This is a genomic window from Pseudomonas sp. NY5710 (assembly GCF_013305665.1).
Classification (GTDB): domain Bacteria; phylum Pseudomonadota; class Gammaproteobacteria; order Pseudomonadales; family Pseudomonadaceae; genus Aquipseudomonas; species Aquipseudomonas juntendi.
This window is the reverse complement of the sequence record NZ_CP045554.1, coordinates 1,021,835-1,037,553: the sequence shown is the minus strand read 5'-3', so window position 1 is coordinate 1,037,553 and position 15,719 is coordinate 1,021,835. Positions and strand designations below refer to the sequence as shown.

General features: G+C 64.1%; 12 protein-coding genes. 4 read left to right on the top strand and 8 right to left on the bottom strand.

What is annotated here, in order from left to right; translation table 11 throughout:
* From GEV39_RS04685 to edd, 8 genes are all read right to left on the bottom strand, one after another.
* Entirely contained in the window at window positions 1-858 is an 858-nt protein-coding gene (locus tag GEV39_RS04685) for a carbohydrate ABC transporter permease (protein WP_173887715.1), read from the bottom strand.
* Window positions 851-1,759 (bottom strand): carbohydrate ABC transporter permease, encoded by a 909-nt coding sequence (locus tag GEV39_RS04680; RefSeq protein WP_009683405.1) that lies wholly within the window; start codon window positions 1,757-1,759, stop codon window positions 851-853. Before GEV39_RS04680 ends, GEV39_RS04685 begins: the two co-directional genes overlap by 8 nt.
* 178 nt (window positions 1,760-1,937) lie before the next feature.
* Window positions 1,938-3,224 carry an ABC transporter substrate-binding protein gene (locus tag GEV39_RS04675; protein WP_173887714.1) on the bottom strand — a complete coding sequence of 429 codons (1,287 nt, stop codon included), beginning with the start codon at window positions 3,222-3,224 and terminating at the stop codon, window positions 1,938-1,940.
* A 106-nt stretch (window positions 3,225-3,330) separates the two neighbouring features.
* Window positions 3,331-4,578 (bottom strand): D-mannose isomerase, encoded by a 1,248-nt coding sequence (locus GEV39_RS04670; RefSeq protein ID WP_029885494.1) that lies wholly within the window; start codon window positions 4,576-4,578, stop codon window positions 3,331-3,333.
* Between the two features lie 157 nt (window positions 4,579-4,735).
* A complete protein-coding gene (locus GEV39_RS04665) occupies window positions 4,736-6,190 on the bottom strand; it encodes an ATP-binding protein (RefSeq protein WP_054881599.1) in 1,455 nt (484 codons plus the stop codon).
* Complete coding sequence (gene gltR / locus GEV39_RS04660) at window positions 6,171-6,896, bottom strand: two-component system response regulator GltR (RefSeq protein WP_110679388.1); 726 nt, start codon at window positions 6,894-6,896, stop codon at window positions 6,171-6,173. Before gltR ends, GEV39_RS04665 begins: the two co-directional genes overlap by 20 nt.
* A 149-nt stretch (window positions 6,897-7,045) precedes the next feature.
* Complete coding sequence (locus tag GEV39_RS04655) at window positions 7,046-8,005, bottom strand: glucokinase (protein ID WP_029885497.1); 960 nt, start codon at window positions 8,003-8,005, stop codon at window positions 7,046-7,048.
* Complete coding sequence (gene edd / locus GEV39_RS04650) at window positions 8,002-9,828, bottom strand: phosphogluconate dehydratase (protein WP_173887713.1); 1,827 nt, start codon at window positions 9,826-9,828, stop codon at window positions 8,002-8,004. The genes GEV39_RS04655 and edd overlap by 4 nt, the downstream gene beginning before the upstream one ends.
* Before the next feature lie 264 nt (window positions 9,829-10,092).
* Here edd and gap point away from each other — a divergent pair, with 264 nt between their 5' ends.
* The 4 genes from gap (at window position 10,093) to GEV39_RS04630 (ending at window position 15,620) form a co-directional block, all read left to right on the top strand.
* Window positions 10,093-11,094, top strand: coding sequence for a type I glyceraldehyde-3-phosphate dehydrogenase (gene gap, locus GEV39_RS04645; RefSeq protein ID WP_173887712.1), 1,002 nt, complete (start codon window positions 10,093-10,095; stop codon window positions 11,092-11,094).
* Between the two features lie 191 nt (window positions 11,095-11,285).
* Window positions 11,286-11,798: an RNA polymerase sigma factor gene (locus tag GEV39_RS04640; protein ID WP_173887711.1), complete on the top strand. Its 513-nt coding sequence runs from the start codon at window positions 11,286-11,288 to the stop codon at window positions 11,796-11,798.
* A gap of 90 nt (window positions 11,799-11,888) precedes the next feature.
* Window positions 11,889-12,851 carry a FecR family protein gene (locus tag GEV39_RS04635; RefSeq protein ID WP_173887710.1) on the top strand — a complete coding sequence of 321 codons (963 nt, stop codon included), beginning with the start codon at window positions 11,889-11,891 and terminating at the stop codon, window positions 12,849-12,851.
* Between the two features lie 180 nt (window positions 12,852-13,031).
* Window positions 13,032-15,620 carry a TonB-dependent receptor gene (locus GEV39_RS04630; RefSeq protein WP_173887709.1) on the top strand — a complete coding sequence of 863 codons (2,589 nt, stop codon included), beginning with the start codon at window positions 13,032-13,034 and terminating at the stop codon, window positions 15,618-15,620.
* Window positions 15,621-15,719 lie beyond the last annotated feature (99 nt).

The window sequence follows — 15,719 nt, the reverse complement described above, 5'->3', positions numbered from 1 at the left end:
TTACCCCTTGACTGCGCCGGCCGTCAGCCCGCGCACGAAATATTTGCCTGCCACCACATAGACCAGCAGGGTTGGAAGGCCGGCGATCATCGCCGCCGCCATGTCGACGTTGTATTCCTTGGCGCCGGTGCTGGTGTTCACCAGGTTGTTCAGGGCCACGGTGATCGGTTGCGAGTCGCCGCTGGAAAACACCACGCCAAACAGGAAATCGTTCCAGATCTGGGTGAACTGCCAGATCAGGCAGACCATGATGATCGGCGTCGACATTGGCAGGATGATGCAGCGGAAAATGGTGAAGAACCCGGCGCCATCCAGGCGCGCCGCCTTCACCAGCGCATCCGGGATACTCACGTAGAAGTTGCGGAAGAACAGGGTGGTGAAGGCCAGCCCGTAGACCACGTGCACCAGCACCAAACCACTGGTGGTGCTGGCCAGGCCAAGCTTGCCGAGGGTGAACGAGGCCGGCAGCAACACTGTCTGGAATGGCAGGAAGCAGCCGAACAGCAGCAGCCCGAAGAACAGCTGCGACCCGCGGAAGCGCCACATCGACAGCACATAGCCGTTCAACGCGCCGATGGCGGTGGAGATCAGCACCGCCGGCACGGTGATCATGATCGAGTTCCAGAAGTAACCGCTGACCGTGCCCCAGGCCTTGACCCAGCCAATGCCGGTGATCACCGCAGGCCAGCTCAGCAGGTTGCCGGTGCTGATGTCTTCCGGGGTTTTGAAGCTGGTCAGCAGCATCACCACCAGCGGCACCAGGTACAGCAGCACAGCGATCAGCAACACGCCATGGATGGCGATACGGCCAAGGCTGAGTGCCGGTTTGTCGGCAGGGCTATTCGATGCGCTATGCATGGCGTTTGCTCCGCAGCTCCGAGTACAGGTAAGGCACGAGGATCGCCAGAATCGCGCCCAGCATCAGGATGGCGCTGGCCGACCCCATGCCCATCTGGCCGCGGCTGAAGGTGAACGAGTACATGAACATGGCCGGCAGGTCGGATGAGTAACCCGGGCCACCGGCGGTCATCGCCGCCACCAGGTCGAAGCTCTTGATGGCAATGTGCGAAAGAATCATCAGCGCACTGAAGAACACCGGGCGCAGGCTGGGCAGCACCACTGTCCAGTAAATGCGTGGCAGGCTGGCACCGTCGATCTGCGCGGCGCGGATGATGGACTGGTCAACCCCGCGCAGCCCGGCCAGGAACATGGCCATGATGAACCCCGATGCCTGCCACACGGCGGCGATCACCAGGCAGTACACCACCCGGTCCGGGTCGATCAGCCAGTCCAGCCGAAAACCCTCCCAGCCCCAGTCGCGCAGCAGCTTGTCCAGGCCCATGCCAGGGTTGAGCAGCCACTTCCAGGCGGTGCCGGTAACGATCATCGACAGGGCCATGGGGTACAGGTAAATGGTCCGGATAAAACCTTCGCGGCGAATGCGCTGGTCCAGCAATACCGCCAGCAACACGCCAATGGCCAGGCTGATGGCGATGAACAGGCCGCCGAACAGCAGCAGGTTCTTGCTGGCCACCCACCAGCGATCGTTGTCGAACAGCCGGGCATATTGCGCCAGGCCCGCCCACTTGTAGGTGGGCAGGAAGGTCGAGGTGGTGAAGGACAGCACGAATGTCCAGAGGATGTAGCCGTAGAAGCCCACCAGCACAATGAACATGCTCGGTGCCAGCACCAGCTTGGGTAGCCAGCGCTGCAGCGCGTCCAGGGGTGAGGCCCGCAATTGGGCGGTAGTTGTGGTCATGGTTCACCTCAAAGGCGCTGCACTCCGGGTAGGAGCGGCCTTGCGTCGCGATGGGCTGCTGCGCAGCCCTGAGGACTCAAGTTCGACACCTACCTGAAAGATCGAGTGCGCAGGTTTGGGGCTGCTGCGCAGCCCATCGCGACGCAAGGCCGCTCCTACAACGGGACCGCGTCAGCCTTTACTGGGCCGCCTTGATCGCCGCCGCCAGCTTCTTCGCCGCATCGGCCGGGTCGGCCTTGGGGTCGTTGATGTAGTTGGTCACCACATCGAAGAACGCGCCCTGCACGGCCAGCGTGGTGGCCATGTTGTGCGCCATGCTTGGCTGCAGGCCGCCCGTCTTGGCGTCGGCGAGGAAGTCCTTGGCGGAGGTTTGCGCGCAGCTGTCGAAGCCATACTTGCCCATGTTGCCGAGCATGTCGTTACGCACCGGAATCGACCCTTTGTTGATGCTGAAGACCTTCTGGAAGTCCTCGCCCAGCACCTTGCGCGCGATGTCCTGCTGCCCGGCGGATGTTCCGGCGTCGTTCTGCTTGAACACCACCAGCGAGTCGATGTTGTACAGGAAGGCCTTGTCAGTGCCGGGGAATGGGACGCACTGGTAATCCTTGCCGGCGGTTTTCTTCGCCAGGGTCCATTCGCTCTTGGCCCAGTCACCCATGATCTGCATGCCGGCCTTGCCGTTGATGACCTTGGCCGCTTCCAGGTTCCAGTCCTGGCCCTTGCCATCCTGGTCCATGTAGGTGGCGACCTTTTTCAGCTCGGTCAGTGCCTTGACCATTTGCGGGCCAGCCAGGGTGGCGCTGTCGAGGTCGACCAGGGCCTTCTTGTAGCCGTCGACGCCCATTACTGCCAGGACCACGTTTTCGAACACGGTGCTGTCCTGCCAAGGCTGGCCGCCATGGGCAAGCGCAATGAAGCCGGCGGCCTTGAGCTTGTCGGCAGCGGCATAGAATTCGTCGAGGGTGGTGGGCGCCTTGTCGATGCCGGCTTTCTTGAAGACTTCGGGGTTGATCCACAGCCAGTTGATACGGTGGATGTTGACCGGCACGGCAACGTAGTCACCGTCGTACTTCACGGTATCGGCGACCTTCTTGTCGAGCAGCGAGTCCCACTTTTCTTCCTTGGCCACGTCCTTGAGCACATCGGCATCGAGCAAGCCGGTGGCTGCCCAGTCCTGGATGTCCGGCCCCTTGATCTGCGCCACACCGGGTGGGTTGCCGGCGACTGCGCGACTCTTGAGTACGGTCATGGCGGTGGCCCCGCCGCCGCCGGCAACGGCGCCGTCCTTCCAGGTGAAACCGTCTTTCTCGACTTGCGCCTTGAGCACATCGACCGCTGCTTTTTCACCGCCAGAGGTCCACCAGTGCACCACCTCTACACTGCCTTTGCTTTCAGCGGCGCTGGCGCCCAGCGGCAGTAAGGAGGCGAGCGAGATAGCAGCGGCGAGACAGAGTTTGGAATTCATCGAAGCACCTTTCTTGTTGTTATGCGTGCAAGTCAAACGCTTGCGTTGCATGGAGTCTAAACAGCGTGCCCGCCCCGTCAGGTAACGAAGCGATGCGTGAATGTCATCATTTGGTTACATTGCTGCCCAGGTTGCTGGCCAGGCTGGGCGCCAGCGGCAAGCCTGGCAGCAGCAGCGCCTGGTAGGCGTGATAGAGGTCGGGCTTGCCCGGCCAGATGGTCCCGGCCGGCCGGTTGTTGCTATCGAGTTCGTGGTGCCAGCTGCCCGCCACAGGGTCGATGAAGTGGTTGGCGATAAACCCCCAGAGGGTGCGGTACCACTGCTCGTAACGGGCCTCGCCGGTACGCTGCAACAAGGCCGCGGCGGCGGCGCACGCTTCGGCGTGCACCCAGTGCAGGCGCGCGTTCACCACCGGGCGGTTGGCCCAGTCCAGCGTGTAGACGAAACCCTCTGCGCCATCGACGTTCCAGGCGTGCTGGCAGGCGGCCTCGAACAACCCGCTGGCACTTTCTGCCAGCCACTGCGGTGCCGGCAGCCCGGCACGTTGCAGGCTGGCCTCCAGGTGCAGCAGCAACCGCGCCCATTCCAGGGCGTGCCCAGGCGTGGTGCCAAAGGGCCGGAAATGATCGGCGGGGTGGTCGTGGTTGTAGTCCGCCACGGGCTGCCAGTGCACGTCGAAGTGTTCGATCACCCGGTAACCGCTACCGGCGGCATGGGTATGGATGATGCGTTCGGCGATACGCAAAGCGCGTTGCAGCCACAGCGTGTTGCCGGTGACATCAGCCAGGGCCAGGAACGCCTCGGTCGCATGCATGTTGCTGTTGGCGCCACGGTACGGCTCGGGCAACTGCCAGGCACGGGAGTAAGCCTCTTGCAGGGCACCTTCGGCTTCGCTCCAGAAATGCCGCTCGATCACCTCGGTGGCGTCTGCCAGCAGGCCCCTGGCACTGGCGGCGCCCGCCACCACGGCAGAGCTGGCGGCCAGGGCGACGAAGGCATGCAGGTAGGCGGCCTTGCCGCTGTCCTGCTGGCCATCGGGGTGAGCGAACCAGCCCCCATAGCTGGCATCCTGCATGGCCCCGCGCAGGGCGGCCACGCCGTGCTCGGCGTAGGCCAGGCAGCCTGGAATGCCTTGCAGGTGAGCCAGGGCAAAACAGTGGGTCATGCGCGCCGTGTTCATGGTTTCGGCGCGGGCACCAGCGGCGAGTTGGCCTTTGGCATCCAGGTTGCCGAAGCCGTCCGGGCGTTTCGCGGCTTTGGCAAAGGCCAGCAGCCGCTGGGCCTCGGCCAGGCGCCAGGCGGTATGAGCCGGGGCTTTCAGCCAGCTGGTGGAGGGCAGTAGGTGGGTATTCATGGGCCAGCTATATCCTTGCCAGTCGTGTGCGAATTCTAGCCAGCGGGGTTTGGGCAGATGTCACGAAGGAGGCCGGGATTGTCACTGGCCAGTGACAATTGAGTGACCTGAGTGCAAACCTTGAAACCCGTGCGGCCCTTGCAGGCAACACGGAAAATCAGTCCATGCCTCGCGGCAGGAACAAGGTTACCCGCAGCCCACCGTCGCGCAGGTTCAGCAAACTCACCTCGCCGCCATGGCTATGGGCAATATTGCGTGCAATCCCCAACCCCAGCCCGTAACCCTGTTGCTGGGCGGCCAGGCGGAAGTGTGGCTCGAACACCTGCTCCAGCTGCTGCTGGGGCACCCCCGGCCCTTGGTCATCCACCTGCAGCACAAAGCCCTCGGCGCTGTCGATGATACGCAGTTGCGCCCGTTCGCCGTACTTGATGGCGTTGTCGATCAGGTTGCCGATGCAGCGCCGCAGGGCCAGAGGTTTGCCCGGGTACGGTGCAAGCGCCTTGCCGTACACAGTGACGCGGCCATCGGCCAGGTACGGCTCGGCCAGGATATCCAGCACCTGATTGAGGTCGACGGGCTCGATGTTCTCGTGGATGTCGGTGTCCTTCACGCATTGCAGGGCGCCTTTGACCAGCAGCTCCAGCTCGTCCAGGTCCTGGCTGAACTTGGCTTGCAGGCGCTCGTCTTCCAACAGCTCGACACGCAGGCGCAGGCGGGTTATCGGTGTGCGCAGGTCGTGGGATATGGCGCTGAACAACTGGCTGCGTTCGGTCAGGTAACGGCTGATACGTTCGCGCATGCTGTTGAATGCCCGGCTCACCTCGACCACTTCGCTGCCGCCACCTTCCGCCAGCGGCGCCACATCAGCGCCCAGCGACATTTCCCGCGCGGCCCGGGCCAGGCGTTTGAGTGGCCAGCTTTGCCAGTGCACCAACAAGCCGATGAACAGCAACAGCAAGGCCGTGGTCAGCACCATGAACCCCACCTGCTGGCGTGGCAGGCGTTCGGCTTCCAGGCCGGTATACGGCTCGGGCAGCAACGAGGCGATGTACAGCCACTCCCCCTCACCCAGGCGGATCTGCGTGACCAGCACCGGTGGCTTGAGGGGCTCGAGCGTCAGCGAGTAATGCGCCCACGAGCGCGGCAGCTCGTCGAGCTTGAGGCCGCTGTTGAAGATGCGCAGCTCGTCAGGCCCGACGAACTCGACGGAAATTTCCATCTGCGACCCCAGGCGCTCGTGCAACACCTGCTGGAATACATCGATCACCGCCTGCTTGCGCGCCGTGACGGGCAACGCCTGCATGTCCAGCGGGGTAGCATTGAGCGATACGAAAAACCGCGTGCCGCCCATGCTGCGCAACTGGTCGAGCACCAGCGGCCGGTAGGCCACTGGCAACGACCGGAAGTAACTGACGCTGGCGCTCATCGAATGGGCCAGGCTGCTGGCACTGGCCCGCAACCCCTGCAACTGGCTGGCGCGCAGTTGGGAAACCCAGATGATGCTCGACAACCCCTGGGCCAGCAGCACCACCAGCAGGGTCAGCAGCAGCATGCGCCCCAGCAGTGAGCGGGGCAGCAAACGCCAGCGCCGCTCAGGGCGCACAGCAGACATGCGCCGCCAACAGGTAACCGCTGCCGCGCACGGTGCGGATCAGCCGGGGAGGCTTGTCGGTATCGCGCAGGCGCTGGCGCAGGCGACTGACCGCCATGTCGACGATACGGTCCAGCGGCATCGGCTCGCGGCCGCGGGTGGCGTTGCCGATGGTGTCGCGGTCGAGGATTTGCTGTGGGTGGTCGAGGAACAGCTTGAGCAGTGCGAAGTCGGCACCGGAGAGAATCACCTCCTCACCATCGCGGTGGAACAGCCGGTGGCTGACCGTGTCCAGGCGCCAGTCATCGAAGGCCAGCACCGCGCTCCCCGGCGCCGCCTGGCCAAACTCGGCGCGGCGCAGCAGGGCCTTTAGCCGCGCCTGCAGCTCGCGCGGGCTGAACGGCTTGCCCAGGTAGTCGTCGGCACCCAGCTCCAGGCCGATGACCCGGTCGGCTTCATCGGAACTGGCAGTGAGCATGATGATTGGCACACGCGCCCGGCGCGGATGCTGCCGAACCCAGCGGCACAGGCTGAAACCATCTTCATCGGGCAACATGACATCGAGAATGACCAGGTCGCAGGGGCTGCTTTCCAGCGCGCGGCGAAAGCCCGCGCCGTCGGCTTCGGCATGCACCTGGAAGCCGGAGCGGCTCAAATAGGTTTGCAGCAGTTCACGGATTTCCTGGTCGTCGTCGACCATCAGGATCGATTTGCCGGCAGTGCTCAAGGTGGTCCTTCCTCTTCTTGGTTACAGGTCTTTGCTGCCTGTTTTTATTGGGGCTGCTTTGCAGCCCTTCGCGGGCTTGCCCGCTCCTACAGGGATCGCAGCACCTGTAGGAGCGGGCAAGCCCGCGAAGGGCCGCAAAGCGGCCCCAGTCAATGGTCCAGCGCTTGCTGCAACGCCACACCCGCCCCCAGCAACCCGGAAAACTCCGCCGTCACCAGCCACACCGGCACACCCGCAAAGTAGCCGCTCATGCAGCCCTTGTCGGCAAAGCTGGCGGCGAACCCGCTGCGCAGGAACAACTCGGCAAACCGCGGGATGACCCCGCCAACGATATAGACCCCACCGCGCGCGCCCAAGGTAAGCACATTGTTCCCGGCCACGCGCCCCAGGAACCGGCAGAACTGCTCGATCACCGCCAGTGCCCGTGGCTCGCCGCCCAGCGCTGCATCGGTGATCTGCGCCGGGGACGTGTGCCGTGGGGTGTCGCCGTCCAGCGCACACAGGGCCTGGTAAAGCCGTACCAGGCCACCCCCGCTGAGTACCGTCTCGGCACTGACATGGCCGATTTGCTGGTGGATCTGCTGGTGGATCGCCGCTTCGCGGGCGTTGCCCACCGGCAGGTCCACATGCCCGCCTTCGCCCGGCAAGGCCTGCCAGTGCTGCCCGCCAAGGCGCAGCAGCGAACCCACGCCAAGGCCGGTGCCCGGGCCGATCACCAGTGCCGGGCGCGTTGGGTCTGCCTGCCCGGGGCACACCTGGCGCACTTCGCCTTCTTGCAGGCGGGTCATGCCCAACGCCATGGCGGTGAAATCATTGATCAACACCAGCCGCTCGACCTGCAAGGTCTTGCAGAACGCCAGGCGGCTCAGGCGCCAGTGGTTGTTGGTGAAGCGAAACTCGTCGCCCTCGACCGGCCCTGCCACCGCCAGGCACACCGCGGCCAGGCCGCCGCGGGCGATGCCCTGGCCATGCAGATAGGCCTCGATAGCCTGCTCCGGGCTGGTGTAGTCCGCGGTAGCGAAGACTTTTACCTCGTGCAACTGGTTGTCACGCCACAACGCAAAACGGGCGTTGGTGCCGCCGATATCGCCAACCAGCAGGTCCTTCATTTAAGGTTCTCCAGGGCAGAGGTGAAGGCACTGGCGCCCTGCTCTGCCGGGCTGAACGCCATGCGCATGAAGCCGAACAGCTCGCGCCCGCACCCCAGGTCATTGCCCTGGGGCGCCGGCGGCAGGTCGCGGCTGGCCAGTTCTTCGGCCGATACCAGTACCCGCAGCGTGCCTTCGACACCATCAACGCGCACCATATCACCATCGCGCACCCGTGCCAGCGGGCCACCGTCATAGGCTTCGGGGCACACGTGGATCGCCGCCGGGATCTTGCCCGAGGCGCCGGACATGCGCCCGTCGGTAACCAGCGCCACCTTGAAGCCGCGGTCTTGCAGCACGCCCAGGAACGGCGTGAGCTTGTGCAGCTCGGGCATGCCATTGCAACGGGGGCCCTGGAAGCGCACCACCGCCACGAAGTCACACTCCAGCTCACCGGCCTTGAACGCATCGGCCAGCGACTGCTGATCGTGGAACACCCGCGCCGGGGCCTCGACCACCTGGTGCTCGGCAGCTACAGCCGAAACCTTCATCACGCCACGCCCCAGGTTGCCCTCCATCACCCGCAGGCCGCCTTCGGCCGAGAACGGCTGCGCGACCGGGCGCAGGATGCTTTCGTCCAGGCTTTGCAGCGGGCCTTCGCGCCATACCAGCTTGCCATCATCGAGGAACGGCTCCTGGGTGTAACGGCGCAGGCCATGGCCGGCGACGGTGTTGACGTCTTCGTGCAGCAGGCCGGCATCGAGCAGCTCGCGGATCAGGAAGGCCATGCCGCCAGCGGCCTGGAAGTGGTTGATATCAGCCTTGCCGTTGGGGTAGACATGCGACAGGGTGGGCACGACCTCGGAGAGGTCGGCCATGTCCTGCCAGGTCAGCTGTATGCCGGCAGCCTGGGCAATTGCCGGGATGTGCAGGGTATGGTTGGTGGAGCCACCCGTGGCGTGCAGGGCAACGATGGAGTTGACCAGCGCCTTCTCGTCGACGATTTCGCCCAGCGGCATGAAGCTGCCACTGGCCTTGGTCATGCGCGTGACCTGTTGCGCGGCCTCGGCGGTGAGCGCATCGCGCAGCGGCGTGTACGGGTTGACGAACGACGCGCCAGGCAGATGCAGGCCCATCACCTCCATCACCAGCTGGTTGGTATTGGCGGTGCCGTAGAAGGTGCAGGTACCCGGGCTGTGATAGGAATTCATCTCCGACTCCAGCAGCTCCTCGCGGCTGGCCTTGCCTTCGGCATAGCGCTGGCGCACGTCGGCCTTCTGCTTGTTGGAAATGCCGGAAACCATCGGCCCGCCCGGCACGAAAATGGTCGGCAAGTGGCCAAAGCGCAACGCGCCCATCATCAGCCCGGGGACGATCTTGTCGCAAATGCCCAGCATCAGCGCGGCGTCGAACATGTTGTGCGACAGCGCTACCGCAGTGGACATGGCAATCACTTCCCGGCTGGCGATAGCCAGTTCCATGCCCGGCTCACCCTGTGTCACGCCGTCGCACATGGCCGGCACGCCACCGGCGAACTGGCCGACCGAGCCGACCTCGCGCAGGGCCTGCTTGATCTGCTCGGGGAAGTGCAGGTACGGCTGGTGGGCCGACAGCATGTCGTTGTAGGCCGAGACGATGGCCACGTTGGCGGCGTTCATCAGGCGCAGCGTTTGCTTGTCGTCGCTGCCGCAACCGGCCACCCCGTGGGCGAAGTTGGCGCACTGCAGGCTGGCGCGCATGGGCCCGTCACTGGCCGCGCCGCGAATCAGCTGCAGGTAGCGTTCGCGGGTGGCTCGGCTGCGTTCGACCAGCCGCTGGGTGACCTCAAGGATGCGCGGATGCATGTACTGGACTCCAGACTAATTGTAAGGGCGGTTTACCGGGCATTTCCCCTCCAACCGATTGCCGCCTAGGCTCAAGACCAGGAGCCCGCTGCATCGGTAGAGGCATCTTGCCCCACCACTCGTTGTATGTTTAAACAAAATACTGCCACTAAAAAGGCTTGTTTTCTATCTGATAGTGAATAATCTTGTAATTCCAACAACAAAACCGTTTCAGTGAAGCTCCTTTGTGCCACAGGTTTCACTCGGACTGCCAGAGGTACTGCCATGACCCTTCGCATCGCCATCAATGGATTCGGCCGCATCGGCCGCAACGTCCTGCGCGCACTGTATACCCAAGGCTACCGCCAGGACTTGCAGGTCGTCGCCATCAACGACCTGGGCGACAGCGCCATGAACGCCCACCTTCTCAAGTACGACAGCGTGCACGGTACCTTCGACGCCACGGTCGAGGCCGACCACGAAAGCCTCACGGTCAATGGTGACCGTATCGCGGTCAGTGCCATTCGCAACCCGGCCGAACTGCCGTGGAAGGCTGAAGCGATCGATGTGGTGTTCGAATGCACCGGGTTGTTTACCGAGCGGGCCAAGGCAGCTGCCCACCTCGCCGCCGGGGCGGGCAAGGTGATTGTCTCGGCGCCGGCCAAAGGGGCTGATGCCACCGTGGTGTACGGGGTCAACCATGACGTGCTGCGGGCTTCGCACCAGGTCATTTCCAACGCCTCGTGCACCACCAACTGCCTGGCACCGATCGCCCAGGTGCTGCACCGCGAGTTCGGCATCGAGCAAGGCCTGATGACCACCATCCACGCCTATACCAACGACCAGGTGCTGACCGACGTTTACCACAGCGACCCGTACCGCGCGCGCTCGGCAACCCAGTCGATGATCCCCAGCAAGACCGGCGCGGCCGAGGCGGTAGGCCTGGTACTGCCGGAACTGGCCGGCAAACTGACCGGTATGGCCGTGCGGGTGCCGGTGATCAACGTGTCGCTGGTGGACCTGACCGTGAACCTCAAGCGCGAGGCCACCGCCGAGCAGGTCAACCAGTTGTTCCTCGAGGCGAGCAAGCATTCCAAGGTCTTGGGCTACAACGCGTTGCCATTGGTTTCCTGCGATTTCAACCACAACCCGCTGTCGTCGATCTTCGATGCCAACCACACCCGCGCCAACGGGCGCATGCTCAAGGTGCTGGCCTGGTATGACAACGAGTGGGGCTTCAGCAACCGCATGCTGGATAACTGCCTGGCGTTGTGCAGCGCCCGGTGAGCCTGACAGGGCACTTGGGGCGCCTGTGAGACCCGGCGCAGCGCAGGCGGCGCTCGGTCTCCAATACACAGAAAATCCTTCCCCAGCCACCAGCACGCTCACAAACTTTACCTTTTCCTAACATTTCCAGACTTGACCTTCCGCATAGATGATAAGCATTATCATTATCTTTTGGTCGGTCAGGTCTTCTCGTGAGTCAGTCCCGGTTCAACGCCGTCTTCCTCCTCCAGCGCCTTTCCCTGCTGCGGACCCTGCAGCGCATGGTCGGCAACCCCAGCACCGCCGAGGACCTGCTGCAGGAAACCTACTTGCGGGTGTCGCGCGCCCTGGGCGAGCGGCCTGTCGAGCACATCGAACCCTTCGTGTTCCAGACGGCCCGCAACCTGGCGCTCGACCACCTGCGCGCCCGCCGGGTGCAGGCCCGCATGCTGGTCGACGACGTGCCCGACGAGGTGCTGCACAGCGTGGCCGCACCGGCCAGCAGCAGCGAGGATGCCGCCCACGCCGAACAACTGCTCAAGCACCTGAGCATCAGCCTGAACCAGCTGAGCGAGCGCCAGCAGCGCATCTTCATTCTCAGCCGCCTGCATGGCGCTACCTACCTGGAAATTGCCGAGCAACTGCATGTTTCGGCCAGTACGGTACAAAAGGAACTCAAGCTGATCATGGCCATCTGCATGGGCGTCGCCGAGCGCCTAAAGTGAACCGGCCGCTGGCCAGCCCCTCAACGTAAAGCCCTTGCCACACCAAGCCGTAGCCTTGATCATTTGCAAAAAACCACGCAAGGACTCCCCGTGACCGACAGCCCCGCCCCTCGCCCGTCACCTGCCGGGCCCACTGCCCGTGCGCGTGCCATGGACGAGGCGCTGGAATGGCTGGTACGCCTGCAAGGCGCCGATGCCGACGACACCCTCGCTTTCCAGGCCTGGTTGAGCGCAGCACCTGAAAACGCCGAAGCCTACGTCGAGGCAGAAGCGCTATGGAACGGAACGCCGCTGCACCAAGTGGCCACGCAGATGCACCGGCAGCGGCGCCGGTCGTGGCGCGGGCGCCTGCGCAGCCACTGGAAGCCGTTGGCGGCGGCAGCCGTGCTGCTGGTTGGGCTGGTGACCTTCGGCAACCTGCCGACACGCCTGCAGGCCGACCACCTGACCGTGGTCGGCGAACGCCAGCGCCTGCAACTGGACGATGGCGCAAAGGTGCTGCTGAACACCAATTCGGCGTTCGCCAGTGACCGCCGCGGCGGCCGTCAGGTCGCGCGCCTGCTGCAGGGTGAAGCCTACTTCCAGGTGCCGCAGAACGCGCCGATGCCGCTGGAAGTCCAGGCCGGGCCATTGCGCGCGCAAGCACGCGATACCGATTTCGCCGTGCGCTACCTCAACGGTGAAGCGCAACTGCGGGTGCAGCGCGGCGATGTCGACCTGCAAGGTGCGCGTGACCAGCGCATACGCCTCAGCGCTGGCGACAGCATCAGTGTGGGCCCCCAGGGCATTGGCCAGCGCCAGCGCCCCGACATGCACAAGGACCTGGCCTGGGTCGATGGCCGCCTGGTGTTCGAAAACTGCCCGCTGAGCCAGGTACTGGCCGAAGTCCGGCGCTATTACCCCGGCTGGATCATCAACCGCAATACCCAGCTGGATGACGTTGCCGTAACCGGCAACTACCGCCTCGACCAGCCGCTGGAAACCCTGCGCGCGCTGGCTCACATCACCTCCGCCCAGTTGCATGAGTACCCGGCGCTGGTCATCCTGAACTGACTGTTTACCTCCCCTACGGCCACGCCGCCGCGCAGCCCGGCATGCCTGTTCAAAGCGTTTGCATTTATTTTTACGCGGTTTTGCGCCCCCATCCGTCTCGTTATAGCCAATGCAACTGATTCTTGTTTAACAAACGAGAACAGACACCTATAACTGTCTGCACGTTTGGGAGCGCTTTCGATGTACACAGGTATTACCCGCTCGTCTTCCCTTCCCCGCCGTACCGGGCAGCTTTCGCTGCTGACCTTGGCATTGCTCGCCAGCGGCGCCTGCAGCCTGCCGGCGCTGGCTGCCGAACCGGCCCGCGCCAGCAGCCCGCGCATGGGCGATTACCGCTTCAGCATCGGCCAGCAACCGCTGGTGTCGGCCATCAACGCCTTCAGCCAGGTCACCGGTTGGCAGGTTGGCTTCAGCGCCGAGTTGGCCGAAGGCGTGGCCTCACCCGGTGTACAGGGTGCGCTGCCGCCAGATGCCGCGCTCAAGCGCCTGTTGCAGGGCACCGGGCTGAGCTTTCGCAGGATCGGCAATGCCAATGTGGTACTCGAACGCCAGGCCGCGAACAATGTGATCGCGCTGCAGCAAGTGACCGTCAGCGCCACCCGCAGTGCCCAGGACGTGAGCCAGGTGCCGAGCACGGTCAGCGTGCAGACCCGAGCGCAACTGGACCGCCAGAACGTCAACAACATCCAGGACCTGGTGCGTTACGAACCGGGTGTGTCGGTGGCCGGCACCGGCCAGCGCAGTGGCCTCAACGGCTACAACATCCGCGGTATCGACGGCGAGCGGATTCTCACCCAGGTCGACGGTGTGGCGATCCCCGACAGTTTCTTCTACGGCCCCTACGCGCAAACCCAACGCAACTATGTCGACCCGGAAATCGTCAAGCGCGTGGAAATCCTGCGCGGCCCGGCCTCGGTGCTGTATGGCAGCAATGCCATCGGCGGCGCGGTCAGCTACTTCACCCTCGACCCCGACGACATCATCAAGCCAGGCAAGGATGTTGGCGCACGCCTGAAAAGCGGTTACAGCTCGGCGGACGAAAGCTGGCTGACCTCGGCCACCGTCGCCGGGCGCCAGGGCGATGTCGACGGCCTGCTGCACCTGAGCCAGCGCAATGGCCACGAGACCGAGACCCAAGGCCACCACAGCGGCGCCGGCCTGGCCCGTACCGAAGCCAACCCGATGGACGTGCGCACCACCAACGTGCTGGCCAAGGCAGGCTGGAACTACGCTGACGACGCCCGCCTGGGCGTTACTTACGAGCGCTACAAGGACGACCGCGACCAGAACATCCTCAGCGCCGCGGGAGGGCCGTTCATACCCGGGTTCGGTGGCATGGGCTACTACAAGGCGCGCAGCGGCAACGACACCATCACCCGCGAACGCTTCGGCATCAACCATGAATTCGGCCTGGACACGCTGTTCGCTGACCAGGTGAAGTGGAGCCTGAACTACCAGGTCGCCAAGACCGACCAGCACACCGATGAAATCTATGCGCCACCTGGCCGCCAGGTACTGCGCACCCGCGACACCCGTTACAAGGACCGCCAGTGGGTATTCGATGCCCAGCTGGACAAAGCCTTCAGCATCGGCAGCACCGACCACTTGCTGACCTACGGCACCACCCTCAAGCACGAGAAAATCACCGGGTCGCGCAGTGGCACGGGCACCTGCCTGGCCGTAGGCTCGGGTTGCGCTGCCGCCGGCGCGCCGCGCCCGGCCGACGGCCAGGTGCTGGTCAGTGATTTCCCGGACCCGACCGTGAACACCTACAGCCTGTTCGTGCAGGATGAAATCCGCTGGAACCGCTGGACCTTCCTGCCAGGCGCCCGTTACGACTACACGCGCATGCAGCCCAAGTTCACCGAGGCGTTCCTGCGTGGCCTGGAGTCCACCGCCACCGCGCCCACCTCCCAGGACGACTCGGACAAGACGTGGCACCGCGTCTCGCCCAAGTTCGGCCTGACCTACGCCTTCGATGACCACTACACCTGGTACGGCCAGTACGCTGAGGGCTTCCGCACGCCGACCGCCAAGTCCATGTACGGGAAATTCGTCAATCTAGACCAAGGCTACCGGGTAGAAGGCAACCCAGGGCTGGAACCTGAAAAGAGCAAGGGCTACGAAACCGGCCTGCGCGGCAACTTCGACGCCGGCAACTTCGACGTGGCGGTGTTCTACAACAAGTACCGCGACTTCATCGACGAAGACGCCGTGCAGAGCGCCAACCTGGAACAGACCTTCCAGGCCAACAACATCAAGCACGCCACCATCAAGGGCGCCGAGGTCAAGGGCCGCCTCAACCTTGACCACTTCGGAGCGCCACAAGGCCTGTATACCCAGGGCTCGATTGCCTATACCTATGGCCGTAACGATGACACCGGCGAACCGCTGAACACGGTCAACCCGCTCAAAGGCGTGTTCGGCCTGGGTTACGAGCAGCACAACTATGGTGGCTTGCTGAGCTGGACGCTGGTCAAGCGCAAGACCCGGGTCGACGACAGCACCTTCTACTCGCCAGACGGTTCGAGCACGAAGTTCCGCACGCCAGGCTATGGCGTGCTGGACCTGACCGGTTTCTACAAGGTGACCGACGACGTCACCATCAACGCCGGGCTGTACAACCTGACCGACAAGAAATACTGGCAGTGGGACTCGGTACGCAGCTATGACGGCCAGGGTGAAGCGGCTGTGACCCAGCCGGCCAACATCGACCGTTTGAGCATGCCGGGGCGCAACTTCGGCATCAATGTGGTGTGGGATATCTGAAGGTTTCAGGTTTGCAGCGCCTGTGGGATCAGGCGCCGCCCGCGCGGCGCCCGATCCCACAGGCAACGCAATGACCCGTCTGTACATACCCGTTTTTTT